The sequence below is a fragment of the Rodentibacter caecimuris genome, assembly GCF_001019715.1.
Lineage (GTDB): Bacteria > Pseudomonadota > Gammaproteobacteria > Enterobacterales > Pasteurellaceae > Rodentibacter > Rodentibacter caecimuris.
In genome coordinates this window covers 1,738,447-1,753,698 of record NZ_BBXJ01000001.1, presented here as the reverse complement: position 1 = coordinate 1,753,698, position 15,252 = coordinate 1,738,447, and the positions used below count along the sequence as shown (strand labels likewise).

The following is a 15,252-nucleotide window of genomic DNA, read 5'->3' as shown; positions in this document are numbered from 1 at the left end:
TTTTCGTTTTCGCGTAGTATTTTAGCGTTTTCACCCAATAGGAGTATTTGCTATGAAACTCAATAAAATTTCGTTTTCCATTTCAACCGCACTTTTAGCCGGCGGTTTAATGATTTCCTCTGGCGTGAACGCCAAAGGTCGCTTGGTCGTGTACTGTAGTGCTACTAATATTTTATGTGAAACCACTACGAAAGCCTTTGGCGAAAAATATGATGTAAAAACGTCTTTTATCCGCAATGGTTCGGGAAGTACGTTTGCAAAAGTCGAGGCGGAAAAAAATAATCCGCAAGCCGACGTGTGGTTTGGCGGTACCTTTGATCCGCAAGCGCAAGCGGCGGAATTAGGTTTGATTGAGCCCTATAAGTCCAAACATATTGATGAAATTGTTGAATCGTTCCGTGATCCGGCAAAAACAAAAGGTAATTATGTTTCCGCCATTTATATGGGGATTTTAGGTTTTGGTGTTAATACCGAGCGTCTTGCTAAACTAGGTATTAAAGAAATCCCGAAATGTTGGAAAGATTTAACGGATCCAAATTTAAAAGGTGAAATCCAAATTGCCGATCCGCAAAGTTCAGGCACGGCTTATACTGCCATCGCGACCTTTGTACAACTTTGGGGTGAAGATAAAGCCTTTGATTTCTTTAAACAATTACATCCAAACGTATCACAATACACCAAATCCGGTATTGCGCCATCACGTAATGCGGCACGGGGCGAAACCGCTGTGGGTGTCGGTTTCTTACACGATTATGCATTAGAAAAACAGCAAGGCGCACCATTAGAATTAATCGTACCTTGTGAAGGAACCGGTTATGAATTGGGCGGTGTAAGCATCATTAAAGGGGCTCGAAATCTTGATAATGCCAAATTATTCATAGATTGGGCGCTTTCTCAAGAAGGGCAGGAGCTGGCGTGGAAGAAAGGGGAATCTTTGCAGATTTTAACCAATACGAAAGCGGAACAATCTCCTGTCGCCTTTGATCCTACGAAACTGAATTTAATCAATTACGATTTTGAGAAATACGGCGCAACCGAAGAACGTAAACGTCTAATTGAGAAATGGGTTCGGGATATTAAATTAGCAAACTAGCATTTCTGAAGTGCGGTTAAACGTTATCAATTTTTCGGCACTATGTAGCAAACGCATAAGTGAAAAATGTAAGGGCGAACGGCTACATAATGTCGCAATTTTTGACCGCACTTTTTGCCTTATTTATCTTTTCTTTTCACTACAATCATAAAACCATGGTTGGGAAACGGGCTGTCGCAGGTTCTCCTTTTGCACAGAAATCACAGGAATTGACCTGATGAACTCTGATTTGCTACTTAACGGTTCTAATGAGAGGCGCAGAAGATGAATTGATTAAATGTAGGCGTAAGTTAAAGTAGCCAAATAGTCTTTCGGAGGTTTAATGAGAAAGCAGGCATTTTTAAATAGCAATTGGTTTTGGATTGCCATTGCGTTAGTAGGGTTTATTTGTTTGCCCTATACAGCGCTTTATTACGGACTTTGGGAATCTACATCGGATGAGTTGTTGGAATCTATGGGGTGGGCTGCGCCCAATTTAAGTTGGCTATGGTTTGGTAGTCTGTTACTCATTCCCGCCGTGTCGCATTGCTTTAAACAAACAACGTCTCGACAAGGTTTGTTTGAGTTTTTGCTGATCTGTGCTCTTTTCGCCTTTATTTTTGTCTCTGCAACGATCGCTAAAATTAGCCTTGGTTATTCCATTTTTGTGTTAGTAGTGGTGCTGATTGCAATGGCAACGAATGCTTTGGCTAAAATGAAGATAATGCAAGGGGACAAATTTATTATTGCCTCGCTTATCAGTATTGTGCTGATGATTTTCTTTTTTATCGTTTATCCTACCTTAGCAATTTTTATTTCTATGTTTTATGACGGTTCGGAATTTGTTCCAACCCAATTTTTAACGATAATTAAGCAACCTTATATTATCCGTATTATCCTCAATTCATTGAGTGTGGCGGCAACTATCGGCGTCTTGGCAACTTTATTCGGTTTAATTTTTGCGCTTTATACGACCCGTATCGCCAAACGTACCGCTTTTATCGGTAAAATTTTCTCAATTTTACCGATTGTTACCCCGCCGTTTGTGGTGGGATTGGGGGTAACGTTAATGCTTGGACGTTCAGGTTATGTAACGCAATTTTTAGTGGAGTATCTCGGCTTTAATAACAACTGGTTATACGGTTTCACCGGTATTGTCATCGCTCATACACTGGCATTGACCCCGATGTCCTTTATGATTTTGGAGGGTGCGCTTAAATCCGTCCATCCTTCTATTGAAGAGGCTTCCTACACTTTGCGTGCAAACCGCTATCAAACCTTTTTCAATATCATTTTCCCACTATTGAAACCGGCACTGGGTAACTCATTCCTTGTGGTTGCCATTCAATCTTTAGCGGATTTTAGTACGCCATTGGTGCTGGGCGGTAGTTTTGATGTAATTTCCTCACAAATCTACTTTTTTATTGCAGGCTCACAACTTGATTATGCTTCAGCCAGTACATTGGGGAGTTTATTGCTTATTTTCTCGCTATCGATTTTCGTGATCCAGTATTTATGGATAGGTAATCGCTCCTATGTGACGGTTTCCGGCAAATCCTATCGTGGTGATGTGCAAGATCTGCCGAATCTTATGAAATACGCCATTATGCTGATTTTAGGTTTTTGGGTGTTATTCAATGTGGTTCTTTACGGCAGTATTTTCTACGGAAGCTTTACCGCTAACTGGGGAGTAGATTACACATTAACCTTTAAACATTATCTTGCGCTATTTGGTCAAGGCTTTAGCGATGGGGCTTGGCCGTCTCTTATCCAAACTGTATTGTTTTCCGCCGCAGCAGCGCCGATTACGGCTCTCTTTGGGCTATTGATTGCCTACATTACTGTGCGCCGTGATTTTAAAGGGAAGAAGACGTTAGAATTTCTCACCTTACTTTGTTTTGCCGTACCGGGTACGGTTGCGGGGGTGTCCTATATCCTTGCTTTTAATAGCGCGCCGATTTATATCACAGGAACGGGATTAATCATTATTCTTTCTATGGTGATGCGTAATATGCCGGTCGGGATGCGCGCTGCGATTGCAGGATTGGGACAATTGGATAAATCTCTCGATGAAGCCTCTCTCTCACTTAAGGGCAGTTCATTTAAAACCATTGTATTTATTGTGCTGCCATTGCTTAAACCGGCTCTGTTATCTGCATTGGTAACCAGTTTTGTCCGCTCTATGACAACAGTGAGTGCCATCGTCTTTCTTGTTACTGCCGATACCCGTGTTGCGACATCTTATATTTTAAATAGAGTCGAGGACGGTGAATATGGTGTGGCGATTGCCTATGGTTCGATTCTCATCGTCGTCATGATGGCGATTATTCTATTTTTTGATTGGCTCGTGGGGGATACCCGCATTAGTCGATCCAAAGCGAAAAAAATGAATTAAGCACCGTCTGAACATCTATAAAAGTGCGGTATAAAAATAAATAGTTTTTAAAAGGTAGTAATGATGAACAACGATTTTTTAGTATTGAAAAATATCACCAAAGCATTTGGTAACGCTGTCGTAATCGATAATTTAGATTTAACCATTAAACGTGGCACAATGGTGACCTTGCTTGGGCCGTCAGGTTGTGGCAAAACGACAGTATTAAGGTTGGTGGCGGGGTTGGAAAATCCCACAAGCGGTCAAATTTTTATTGACGGTGAAGATGTAACGAAATCTTCTATACAAAACCGCGACATTTGTATTGTGTTCCAGTCTTATGCGTTGTTCCCGCATATGTCTATTGGTGATAACGTGGGTTACGGCTTAAAAATGCAAGGTGTGGGCAAACAAGAACGCGCTCAGCGGGTTAAGGAAGCCCTCGAATTGGTGGATTTAGCAGGTTTTGAAGAACGATTTGTCGATCAAATTTCCGGTGGGCAACAACAGCGTGTGGCGTTAGCCCGTGCTTTAGTCTTGAAACCAAAAGTATTGCTATTTGACGAGCCGTTAAGCAACTTGGATGCGAATCTTCGCCGCGCTATGCGTGAAAAAATTCGTGAATTACAACAACGATTGGGTATCACGTCCTTATATGTTACTCATGATCAAACCGAAGCCTTCGCCGTATCCGATGAGGTTATTGTGATGCATAAAGGCAAGATTATGCAAAAAGCACCGGCAAAAGAACTTTATCTTCGCCCTAATTCCTTGTTTTTGGCGAATTTTATGGGGGAGTCCAGTATTTTTGAGGGGAAATTACAAAATGATACGGTGGATATTAACGGTTATCAAGTCCCCCTTTCTAATACGGCACAATTTGGTTTGGCTGATGGCGAATGCCTAGTGGGGATTCGTCCCGAAGCGGTTTATCTGAGCAATGAAGGCTCAGATAATCAACGTTGTGAGATTAAAAGTGCGGTCTATATGGGCAACTATTGGGAAGTGGTCGCGATTTGGGCAGGAAAAGAATTACTGGTGAATTGTAAACCGGAAGATTTTAATGCCGAACTCAAACAAGCCTATGTGAATTTGTCGAAATACGGGGTTTTTCTATTGAAGAAAGAATAGGTTATTTTGGCTTATCGCAACTCTTAAAGAAAAGTGCGGTTAATTTTAACCGCACTTTTTCTGTTCTAAAGGTGTTTTACACGACGTTTTACTTCTTCCTGTTTGCCCGCATTAAACGGACGCGCATCCGGACTGCCCAAATAGCCGCATACACGGCGGGTAACCGACACTTTGCTGCTGTCGTGATTACCGCATTTCGGGCAAACAAAACCTTTGCTGGTACATTCAAATTCTCCGGTGAAGCCACATTCGTAACATTCATCAATAGGCGTATTGGTGCCATAGTAAGGGACACGGTCATAACTATAATCCCAAACATCTTCCAGAGCTTTCAAATTATGTTGAATATTGGGATATTCGCCGTAGCAAATAAAGCCGCCGCTTGCTAAAGACGGATAGGGCATTTCAAAATCCAACTTATCATAAGGATTCACTTTCTTTTCCACATCCAAATGATAGCTGTTGGTGTAATAACCTTTATCCGTTACGCCTTCAATCACACCGAATTGTTTCGTATCCAAACGACAGAAACGATCACATAAATTTTCACTTGGCGTTGAATAGAGGCTGAAAGCATAACCAGTTTCTTTTTGCCACTGTTTCACCGCATTGCTTAAATGCGTAACGATTGCGAGACCTTTTTGGCGGAGTTGTTCATTATCAAAAATATGTCCTTGGTTATAAAGTGCATTAATAGTTTCATGAATGCCAATATAGCCAAGTGAAATTGAGGCTCGCCCGTTTTTAAACAGCTGTGCAACATTATCATCAGCCGCTAAACGTGCACCACAAGCCCCTTCCATATAAAGAATCGGCGCAACTCTAGCTTTCGTATTTTCAAGACGGGCAATACGTGTCATTAATGCCTTTTTAGCAATCGCAAGACGTTGGTCTAAAGTGCGGTAAAATTCCTCTTCATTTTGGGATTCTAAGGCGATACGCGGTAAATTCAGGCTAACCACCCCTAAATTGTTACGTCCATCGTGAATTTCCGTGCCTTGTTCCTGATAAGCGCCTAAAAAACTGCGACAGCCCATTGGCGCTTTGAAAGAACCGGTAACTTTGACGACTTGATCATAATTGAGAATATCCGGATACATTCGTTTGGAAGCACATTCCAGTGCAAGCTGTTTAATATCGTAATTCGGATCGCCCTTTGCTTGATTGATCCCCTTTTTAATGGTGAATACAAGCTTTGGAAAAACCGGTGTTTTATGATTTTTGCCTAAACCGAGAATGCGGTTTTTCAAGATTGATTGTTGGATTAAACGGGCTTGCCAACTCTCACCTAAACCAAAGCCAAAAGTAACAAATGGTGTTTGGCCGTTGGAGGTATGCAAGGTATTCACTTCATATTCTAGGGATTGAAACGCATCAAAACATTCTTTTTCAATTAATGATTTTGCGTAGCCTTCTGCATCCGGAATTTGCCAAGTGAGCGCATTTTTTAAATGTTTTTCATAGCTGATTTGAACATAAGGAGCAAGCACTTCATCAATACGATTAATGGTCGTACCGCCATAAATATGGCTTGCCACTTGCGCAATAATTTGTGCGGTTACCGCAGTGGCGGTACCAATGGATTTTGGCGGCTCAATTTCTGCATTTCCCATTTTGAAACCCTGAGAAAGCATCCCTTTTAAATCAACCAGCATACAGTTAAACATGGGGAAAAACGGTGCGTAGTCTAAATCGTGATAATGAATTTCGCCTTTTTCATGTGCTTCGACTACATCACGCGGCAAAATGTAATGTTTGGCATAATGTTTTGCTACGATACCGGCGAGTAAATCCCGTTGGGTCGGAATAACTTTGGCGTCTTTATTGGCATTCTCATTTAAGAGTTCTACATTACTTTGTTCAATTAAGCCTTCAATTTCCTTGGTCAGTTTGCTGCGTTTTTCTCGGGCTAAATCACGATCGTGACGATATTCAATATAAACACGCGCCACTTGCGGGTAATGGCTTTTCATCAGTTTGTCTTCAACGATTTTTTGAATTTGATGAATGTCGATTTCTTGTTGATGATGGGTAAAAATCTCATGGCTTACATCTTGCCCGATTTGGTGAAAATAAAATTCATCGTAAATATTAACCGCACTTGCGGCTTTTTTTATCGCATTGATAATCCGTTGAATCTCAAAATCAACACGAGAACCATCACGTTTGATGACGCTAAAATTGTTCATAATATGCTCCAAGTTATTATGCGTTACAAAAAACAGAAGCACTATATATAGATCTAAAATTATAATCAACACACAATATGTAGTGTTTTGTTGATGGTTTATAGGTGGAAATAAAGATGAGCTATTGATTTTATTAGCTTGATGGTAGGGTTATTTATAAGAATTAATTTTAAATAAAATATTAATTTTTGATCTAGATCAAATTTCTTTAATAGAAATAAAAAACGGTCGAAAAATCGACCGCTCTTTTCATTGGATTAAATTTAGGCGGCAACCATTACCATAGCAGGGCGAATGACGCGTCCGTTTAGCGTGTAGCCTTTTTGTAAAACTGCTGTAATTTGATTAGATTCAAATCCTTCCGCAGGTTGCATAGAAATGGCTTGGTGTAACTCCGGATTGAAGTTTTCTCCCACGACACCTACCGCTTCGACCCCAAAGCGACCTACGGTTGCAACAAGCTCTTTTAAAGTAAGCTCCACACCATCAAATAAGGCTTTTACGCCTTCATCTTCAGTATTTGCCGGTGTGCTAAGGGCACGTTCTAAGTTATCGATGGTGTTTAAAATGTCTTTTGAGAATTTTTCTAGGGCAAATTTATGTGCTTTTTCTACATCCTGCTCGGCACGGCGGCGAATATTGTCAATTTCTGCACGGGTACGAAGTAAAAGATCTTGTTCTTTTTTTGAGGTTTCTTCTACTTGTGTTTTAAGTTGCTCTTCAAGTTCTTGAACTCGGGCAATAGCCTCTTCTAAAGGATCCTCAGCCTGTACCTGTTCAATCTCTTCCTTTTGAATCTCTTCAATAGGTTCTTCAGTGGTATTAATTTTTTGTTCTTGTTCGGACATTTTGTTCTCCATTAATTCAAAAATTGGCGACATTTTAGCAAAATTAAAGTGCTATGTAATATAATGGCGAAAATTTTGAATTCAAGTGCGGTTGATATTCCGCTTAAATTAATGAAAATGAATGAACTACATAACTCCTTTAACATTATTGGCTTAGCAGGGAAACCGCGTAATGACGTGAATCTGCAAATGCACAAAAATGTTTACCATTGGCTGATCGAGCGTGGTTATCAGGTATTAGTTGAAAAAGAGGTAGCAGAAAAACTTGAATTACCTGAACACACCGCGGCGAAATTAGAGCAAATCGGGCAATTGGCACAGCTTGTAATTGTGATTGGGGGAGACGGCAATATGCTTGGACGTGCGCGTATCCTTGCAAAATATAATATTCCTCTTATCGGGATTAACCGTGGTAACCTCGGTTTTTTAACGGATATCGACCCGAAAAATGCGTATGCCCAATTAGAAGCCTGTTTAGAACGAGGCGAATTTTTTGTGGAAGAACGTTTTCTCTTAGAAGCCCAAATTGAGCAAAATGGAGAAATTATTGCTAAGGGAAATGCAATTAATGAGGCTGTTATTCACCCTGCGAAAATTGCCCATATGATTGATTTCCATGTGTATATTAATGATAAATTTGCTTTTTCTCAGCGTTCTGACGGGTTAATTGTTTCGACCCCAACGGGATCGACGGCTTATTCCCTTTCTGCCGGAGGGCCGATTTTGACACCAAATTTAAATGCGATCGCGTTAGTGCCAATGTTTCCTCACACACTGTCATCACGCCCTCTCGTTATTGACGGCGACAGTAAAATTTCTATCCGCTTTGCTGAACATAATACTTCTCAGTTGGAGGTGGGGTGTGATAGTCAAATTGCATTGGGCTTTTCACCGGATGATGTGGTTCATATTGAAAAAAGCAAACATAAATTACGTTTGCTTCATCTAAAAAATTATAATTATTACAATGTATTAAGTACAAAGTTGGGCTGGTTAAAAAATTTCTAAATAAAATCTTTACTGTATATTGAAACAGTATTAATATAATAAATATACAGTGAACAAGGATTTTATTATGCTTACCCAACTTACTATTAATAATTTTGCGATTGTTCGTCAGCTAGATGTCGAATTTGCCAAAGGAATGTCTGTGATTACCGGTGAAACCGGAGCCGGTAAATCCATTGCTATTGATGCTTTGGGTTTATGTTTAGGACAACGTGTAGAAAGTTCAATGGTAAGGGATGGGCAAGAACGTGCCGAAATTTGTGCAAGTTTTCACCTTGATTCCCATAATCCGGCTTATTATTGGTTGCGGGAGCAGGAATTACAGGATTCTGATAATCCCGCCGAATGTATTTTACGCCGAGTGATCAGTGCTGATGGTCGTTCCAAAGCATTTATTAATGGTACGCCGGTTTCTGCTACTCTACTTAAAGACATCGGGCAATATCTTATCCATATTAACGGTCAACATGCTTCGCAGCTTCTGCTAAAAAGCGATTATCAGCTTCAATTAGTGGATAGTTTTGCGCAACATACCGACTTATTAAACCAAATGCGTGATGACTATCACACATGGAAAAATTTGCAAACCCAAGTTAAGACATTTCAACAAAAAGTCGCAGAAAATGAATCTAAAAAACAGTTGTTACAATACCAAGTTGAAGAATTGGATGAATTTAATCTTCGACCGAATGAATACTTTGAATTAGAGGAAGAGCAACGCCGTTTATCAAGTAGTGAACAGCTTACCCAGCTTTCGCAATCGGCTTTACAGATTTTAAGTGAAAATGAAACGGTAAATATTGATTCAATGTTATATCGTGCAACTCGGTATATTGACGAGCTGGTAGAATTGGAGCCGCGTTATGCAGAGGCGCAAAATTTGCTGAATGAGGCGCTGATTCAAGTACAAGAGGCAACCGGTGAGATTCAACATTTATCATCAAATATTGAGCAAGATCCTATGTTGTTACAAGAAATTGAACAGCGTATGGGGCAAGCATTACAGTTGGCAAGAAAGCATAATGTGAAGCCTGAGGAATTAGTCAGATTGCATAAAAAATTAAAAGAGGAATTGACCGCACTTTTAGATTTTTCAGAAAGTGAAGACTTGTTGATTGCGCAAGAAAAAGCGGCTTTTACACAAATGCAAGCGACGGTACAGGCATTAACAAGCAGTCGTCAGAAAGCTGCAAACGAGTTGGCGCAGCAAGTTACGGCATCAATTAAACAGCTTGCAATGGAAAATGCGGAATTCTATGTGGAAGTGAAAACCGATCATGACAAAATCACGAGCAATGGGGCAGATCAGATTGTGTTTACTTTGCGTAGCAATTTAGGACAGCAGCCCCAACCATTGGTAAAAATTGCCTCTGGGGGGGAACTTTCCCGTATTTCACTCGCTATTCAGGTATTAGCCTCCGATCAATCTGCGGTTCCTACTTTAATTTTTGATGAAGTTGATGTTGGTATTAGCGGTTCGACAGCGAGTGTAGTAGGCAAGTTATTGCGTCAGTTAGGCGATAAATGCCAAGTACTTTGTGTTACTCATTTACCTCAAGTAGCCTGTTGCGGACATCATCAATTTAATGTAGAAAAATGGATCGTTGATGAAAAAACAGAAACAAAAATGACCGCACTTTCACAGTCGGAACGTATTCCTGCGTTAGCCCGTTTATTAGGCGGAAGCCAGATTACCGATTTGGCGTTAGCAAATGCGAAAGAAATGCTTGAATCTATTTCGTCATAACTTAATTCAAATTCCATTAGATTTGGGATAGGTAAATTTACTTTTACTCCGATTTTTTACTAAATAAAAATACAGGAAATTAATAACTTGCTATAATTTCACTTGATTCATATTTTGTAAAACATATTTTTATAACCATTTTGTTAGGAGCTATGATGTCGTTACAGTTCAATATGATCGCTTTGTTGCTGGTGATTTTTATTATTCTGGGAGTCATTAGCCATAACAGCGCGATTACCATTTCATCTGCAGTATTGTTGATTATGCAGCAGACTTTTTTATCTGGATATATCCCATTACTTGAAAAATATGGTTTAAAAATCGGGATTATTATTTTAACCATTGGGGTATTAAGTCCGTTGGTTTCGGGTAAAATTCAATTACCTAATGTTGCCAATTTGTTAAGCTGGAAAATGGTATTTTCGGTTATCGTTGGTATGTTTGTGGCATGGCTTGCCGGCAAAGGCGTTTCGCTAATGGGGGAGCAACCGATATTAGTCACAGGTTTACTGGTAGGGACAGTTATCGGTGTCGCTTTTCTTGGAGGGATTCCTGTCGGACCCCTTATTGCAGCAGGAATTTTAGCGCTATTAATCGGAAAATTTTAGATGAAGAATAAATGGTTATTTATTGCTGCGTTGAGTGGGTTTTTCAGCGTAGCTTTGGGCGCATTTGCCGCACATGGTTTAACTCATATTTTGGATAATAAAGCTCTTGCATGGATTGATACCGGTCTACGCTAGCAATGTTAGCGGTGGGGCTATCGACATGGTGCAATAATAAATTTGCAAATTTTGCTGCGATGGCATGGGCATTCGGTATATTGCTTTTTAGTGGCAGCTTATATGCCCTTGCATTTGGTTTGGGAAAGCCAGTCGTTTGGCTCACTCCGATTGGCGGCAGTTTATTTTTAATTGGCTGGTTTAGTCTGGCCTACGGCAGTTTCAAAAGTAAATCAGAATGAAAAAAAGAACGATAAAATCTGAATTTAATTCTTTACAACAATCTCTCTTTTCTCAACTTGATAACCTGATGTTGGTGGAAAAACGTCGGTTATTTTCGCGTATTCAGGGTATTGGTAAAATTAAAAATCAAGATGCGCAACAAGCAGTGGCATCGGAAATTGAACGACAAATTCAACAGGCAAAATTGCGTGTGGTACAGCGTAAAAGTGCGGTTAAAAATCCCATTATTTTCCCTGAAGACCTGCCGGTTAGCCAACGTAAAAAGGAAATCAAAAAGCTATTATCAGAGCACCAAGTTATTGTAGTGGCAGGGGAGACTGGATCTGGCAAAACCACTCAGTTGCCGAAAATGTGCTTGGAGTTGGGATTAGGTCGTTTAGGTATGATTGGGCATACCCAACCTCGCCGTATTGCCGCCCGTTCCGTTGCTGCCCGTATTGCCGAAGAATTACAAAGCGACTTGGGTGATTTGGTGGGATATAAAGTCCGTTTTAATGACCAAATTAGCGATAATACCCAAATAAAACTGATGACCGATGGGATTTTACTGGCTGAAATTCAAACGGATCGTTTCCTCAATCAATATTCCTGTCTGATTATTGATGAAGCACATGAACGTAGCCTAAATAACGATTTTATACTCGGTTATCTGAAACAGCTTTTACCACGCCGACCGGATTTAAAAGTCATCATTACTTCCGCAACGATTGATGTAGAACGTTTTTCCAAACATTTTAATCACGCCCCTATTATCGAAGTATCAGGTAGAACTTATCCCGTTGAAGTGCGTTATCGTCCAATTATTGATGAAGCAGATCAAGACCAACTGCAAGGCATTTTGAGTGCGGTAGATGAACTTCAAGCGGAAGACCGAGGCGATATTTTGATTTTTATGAATGGAGAGCGGGAAATTCGTGATACGGCAGAAGCATTGCAAAAGCAAAATCTAAAACACACGGAAATTCTACCGCTCTTTGCCCGCCTGTCTGCACAGGAACAAAATAAAATCTTTCATCCTAGCGGATTAAATCGCATCGTACTTGCTACCAATGTAGCGGAAACCTCTCTCACCGTACCGGGAATTAAATACGTGATTGACCCGGGCACGGCACGTATTTCCCGTTATAGTTATCGGACAAAAGTTCAACGTTTGCCGATTGAACCGATTTCACAGGCTTCTGCGAATCAGCGTAAAGGACGTTGTGGGCGTGTGAGTGAAGGTATTTGTATCCGTCTTTATTCAGAAGAGGATTTTAATTCCCGACCTGAATTTACCGATCCGGAAATTTTGCGTACTAATTTGGCTTCCGTTATTTTACAAATGACGGCATTAGGCTTGGATGATATTGAGGCGTTTCCATTTGTCGATGCGCCGGATAGGCGGAATATTCAAGACGGCGTGAAATTGTTGGAAGAATTGGGCGCGTTTGAAACGATTAAAACAAAATCAGGCGAAAAACGCCGATTGACACAAACCGGTCGTCAACTTGCCCAACTTCCGGTTGATCCCCGATTAGCCAAAATGTTATTAAGTGCGGTCAATTTTTCGAGTGTTTATGAAGTAATGGTGATTGTTTCTGCACTATCCATTCAAGATCCGCGTGAACGCCCAACCGAGAAACAGCAATCAGCAGATGAAAAGCATCGTCGCTTTGCAGATAAGAAATCCGATTTTTTGGCATTTTTAAACCTTTGGAATTATCTCCAAGAACAACAAAAAGCATTGACCAAAAATCAATTTCGCCGCCAGTGTCAAAAAGATTTCTTAAATTACTTGCGTATCCGAGAATGGCAGGATATTTATCATCAAATTCGTCTTGCGGTGCGTGAGATGGGGTTGCCGATTAATTCAGAAAAAGCAGAATATCAGCAAATTCATACCGCACTTTTAAGCGGTTTATTGTCTCATATCGGGCTGAAAGATATGGAAAAACAACAATATCTAGGGGCGCGTAATACCCATTTTTCAATTTTCCCCAATTCTGTACTTTTCAAAAAACAGCCAAAATGGGTGATGACAGCAGAATTAGTGGAAACCTCGAAACTTTGGGGGCGTATGGTGGCGGAAATTGAATCCGAATGGATTGAGCCGCTCGCCGATCATTTAGTCAAAAAATCTTATGCCGAGCCACGATGGTCGAAGTCACGCGGCGCGGTAATCGCTGATGAAAAGGTGAGTTTATACGGTGTGCCGATTGTTGTGGCAAGACCGGTAAATTATGGCTCGATCGATCCTATTGTGAGCCGAGAGATTTTTATTCAATCTGCTTTGGTTGAAGGAAATTGGCACACAAAACACAATTTTTTCAAACAAAATCAGTGCTTGATTCGTGAAGTCGAAGAGTTGGAACACAAAAGTCGTCGTCGAGATATTTTAGTAGATGAGCGTACCTTATTTGAATTTTACGATCAACGTATTGGTACAGAGGTAGTATCGCAGAAATATTTTGATACTTGGTGGAAAAAAGCTTCAAAACAGGATTCGGAATTACTTAATTTTGAACGTGCTTTCCTCATTAATGAGGGGGCGGAGAAAGTGAGTAAACTGGATTTTCCCAATTTTTGGCATCAAGGTAATCTTAAGCTCAAACTCACCTATCAATTTGAACCGGGAACTGAAGCGGACGGTGTAACGGTGCATATTCCGTTACCATTGCTTAATCAAGTAGAAATGGGCGGTTTTGACTGGCAAATTCCGGGATTGCGCGAGGAACTGGTGATTGCATTGATTAAATCTTTGCCGAAATCATACCGACGTAATTTTGTTCCGGCACCCAATTATGCTCGCGCTTTTTTAGAACGTGCTATTCCCTTAGAAAAACCGCTATTGGATACGCTCATCTATGAATTGCGTCGTATGACTGGGGTAACAGTGGCGGAGGAATATTGGAATTGGGCGCAAATTCCAAGCCATTTAAAAATGACTTTCCGTGTTGTGGATGAAAAAGGAAAGAAAATTGCCGAATCCATGGATTTGGATTCACTCAAATTTGAGTTAAAGGAGCGTGTGCAAGAAAGTATTTCTGCCGTAGCGGATGATGCGATTGAGCAGAGTGGGGTACATATTTGGAACTTTGCCGAATTACCACAGTTTTATGAACAGAAAAAGCATGGTTTTAGTGTGAAAGCCTTTCCGGCGATTGTAGATGAAAAAGAGTCTGTCGGTATTAAACTTTTTGAAACGGAATTTGAACAAAAGGTAGCAATGCAGCAAGGATTACGCCGCTTACTGTTACTCAATGTGCCTTCACCGATTAAATATTTACACGAAAAATTACCCAATAAATCCAAACTTGGTCTTTATTTCACCCCGTTTGGGCGGGTATTGGATTTAATTGATGACTGTATCGCTTGTGCGGTGGATAAACTTATTGCAGATTTTGGCGGTTTGGTTTGGAATGAGGAAAGTTTTGAAAAACTGCGTGATTTTATACGTGAAAACTTGAACGACATTACGGTAGAGATTGCACAAAAAGTTGAAGAAATTCTGACATTTACTCACACCTTAAACCAACGTTTAAAAGGTAAAATGGATTTTACTATGGCATTTGCACTCTCGGATATTAAATCTCAGTTGAGCGGTTTGGTGTATCAAGGTTTTGTACAAAAAAGTGGTTATCATCGTTTGCCGGATTTATTACGTTATTTACAGGCTATTGATAAACGAATCGATAAACTAGCCCAAGATGTAAATCGTGATCGTGCGGCAATGCTGCGTGTAGAACAAGTACAACAAACCTATCAACAATTATTGGTTAAACTGCTAAAATCCAAGCCGATTCCTGACGAGGTTGCGGAAATTCGATATATGATCGAAGAATTGCGTGTGAGCTTATTTGCCCAGCAGTTGGGCACGAAGTATCAAGTGTCGGATAAGCGGATTTTGAATTTGATTCAACAGTTTTGATTAAAAAATAT

At 40.3% G+C, this 15,252-nt stretch carries 10 protein-coding genes and 1 pseudogene; 9 read left to right on the top strand and 2 right to left on the bottom strand.

Annotation, left to right across the window (positions count from 1 at the left end; genetic code table 11):
• The first annotated feature begins 52 nt into the window (after window positions 1-52).
• The 4 genes from PNEUHYL_RS08615 to fbpC all read left to right on the top strand — a co-directional run bounded on the left by PNEUHYL_RS08615 (window position 53) and on the right by fbpC (window position 4,577).
• Window positions 53-1,093, top strand: coding sequence for an ABC transporter substrate-binding protein (locus tag PNEUHYL_RS08615; protein WP_059367224.1), 1,041 nt, complete (start codon window positions 53-55; stop codon window positions 1,091-1,093).
• 89 nt (window positions 1,094-1,182) lie between these two features.
• The gene (locus PNEUHYL_RS13780; protein ID WP_255204590.1) at window positions 1,183-1,311 is read left to right on the top strand and encodes a hypothetical protein; all 129 of its coding nucleotides are present in this window, start codon (window positions 1,183-1,185) and stop codon (window positions 1,309-1,311) included.
• Window positions 1,312-1,415: 104 nt separating this feature from the next.
• Window positions 1,416-3,467: an ABC transporter permease gene (locus PNEUHYL_RS08610; RefSeq protein ID WP_059367221.1), complete on the top strand. Its 2,052-nt coding sequence runs from the start codon at window positions 1,416-1,418 to the stop codon at window positions 3,465-3,467.
• A gap of 60 nt (window positions 3,468-3,527) precedes the next feature.
• Window positions 3,528-4,577 carry a ferric ABC transporter ATP-binding protein gene (gene fbpC / locus PNEUHYL_RS08605; protein ID WP_059367219.1) on the top strand — a complete coding sequence of 350 codons (1,050 nt, stop codon included), beginning with the start codon at window positions 3,528-3,530 and terminating at the stop codon, window positions 4,575-4,577.
• 65 nt (window positions 4,578-4,642) lie between these two features.
• Here the strand turns inward: fbpC and nrdD are convergent, their stop codons facing one another.
• Window positions 4,643-6,766, bottom strand: coding sequence for an anaerobic ribonucleoside-triphosphate reductase (gene nrdD, locus PNEUHYL_RS08600; protein ID WP_059367216.1), 2,124 nt, complete (start codon window positions 6,764-6,766; stop codon window positions 4,643-4,645).
• A 263-nt stretch (window positions 6,767-7,029) separates the two neighbouring features.
• Complete coding sequence (gene grpE, locus PNEUHYL_RS08595; protein ID WP_059367214.1) at window positions 7,030-7,614, bottom strand: nucleotide exchange factor GrpE; 585 nt, start codon at window positions 7,612-7,614, stop codon at window positions 7,030-7,032.
• A 117-nt stretch (window positions 7,615-7,731) separates the two neighbouring features.
• Between grpE and PNEUHYL_RS08590 the strand changes: the two genes are divergently transcribed.
• The 5 genes and pseudogenes from PNEUHYL_RS08590 to hrpA all read left to right on the top strand — a co-directional run bounded on the left by PNEUHYL_RS08590 (window position 7,732) and on the right by hrpA (window position 15,241).
• Entirely contained in the window at window positions 7,732-8,622 is an 891-nt protein-coding gene (locus PNEUHYL_RS08590) for an NAD(+) kinase (RefSeq protein ID WP_059368850.1), read from the top strand.
• Window positions 8,623-8,689: 67 nt separating this feature from the next.
• Window positions 8,690-10,369: a DNA repair protein RecN gene (gene recN, locus PNEUHYL_RS08585; RefSeq protein WP_059367212.1), complete on the top strand. Its 1,680-nt coding sequence runs from the start codon at window positions 8,690-8,692 to the stop codon at window positions 10,367-10,369.
• A gap of 155 nt (window positions 10,370-10,524) precedes the next feature.
• Window positions 10,525-10,977 carry a DUF441 domain-containing protein gene (locus PNEUHYL_RS08580; RefSeq protein ID WP_059367210.1) on the top strand — a complete coding sequence of 151 codons (453 nt, stop codon included), beginning with the start codon at window positions 10,525-10,527 and terminating at the stop codon, window positions 10,975-10,977.
• Window positions 10,978-11,333: pseudogene (locus PNEUHYL_RS08575) on the top strand (DUF423 domain-containing protein).
• Window positions 11,330-15,241 carry an ATP-dependent RNA helicase HrpA gene (hrpA, locus tag PNEUHYL_RS08570; RefSeq protein ID WP_059367206.1) on the top strand — a complete coding sequence of 1,304 codons (3,912 nt, stop codon included), beginning with the start codon at window positions 11,330-11,332 and terminating at the stop codon, window positions 15,239-15,241. The pseudogene PNEUHYL_RS08575 and the gene hrpA overlap by 4 nt, the downstream one beginning before the upstream one ends.
• The last annotated feature ends 11 nt before the right edge of the window (window positions 15,242-15,252 follow it).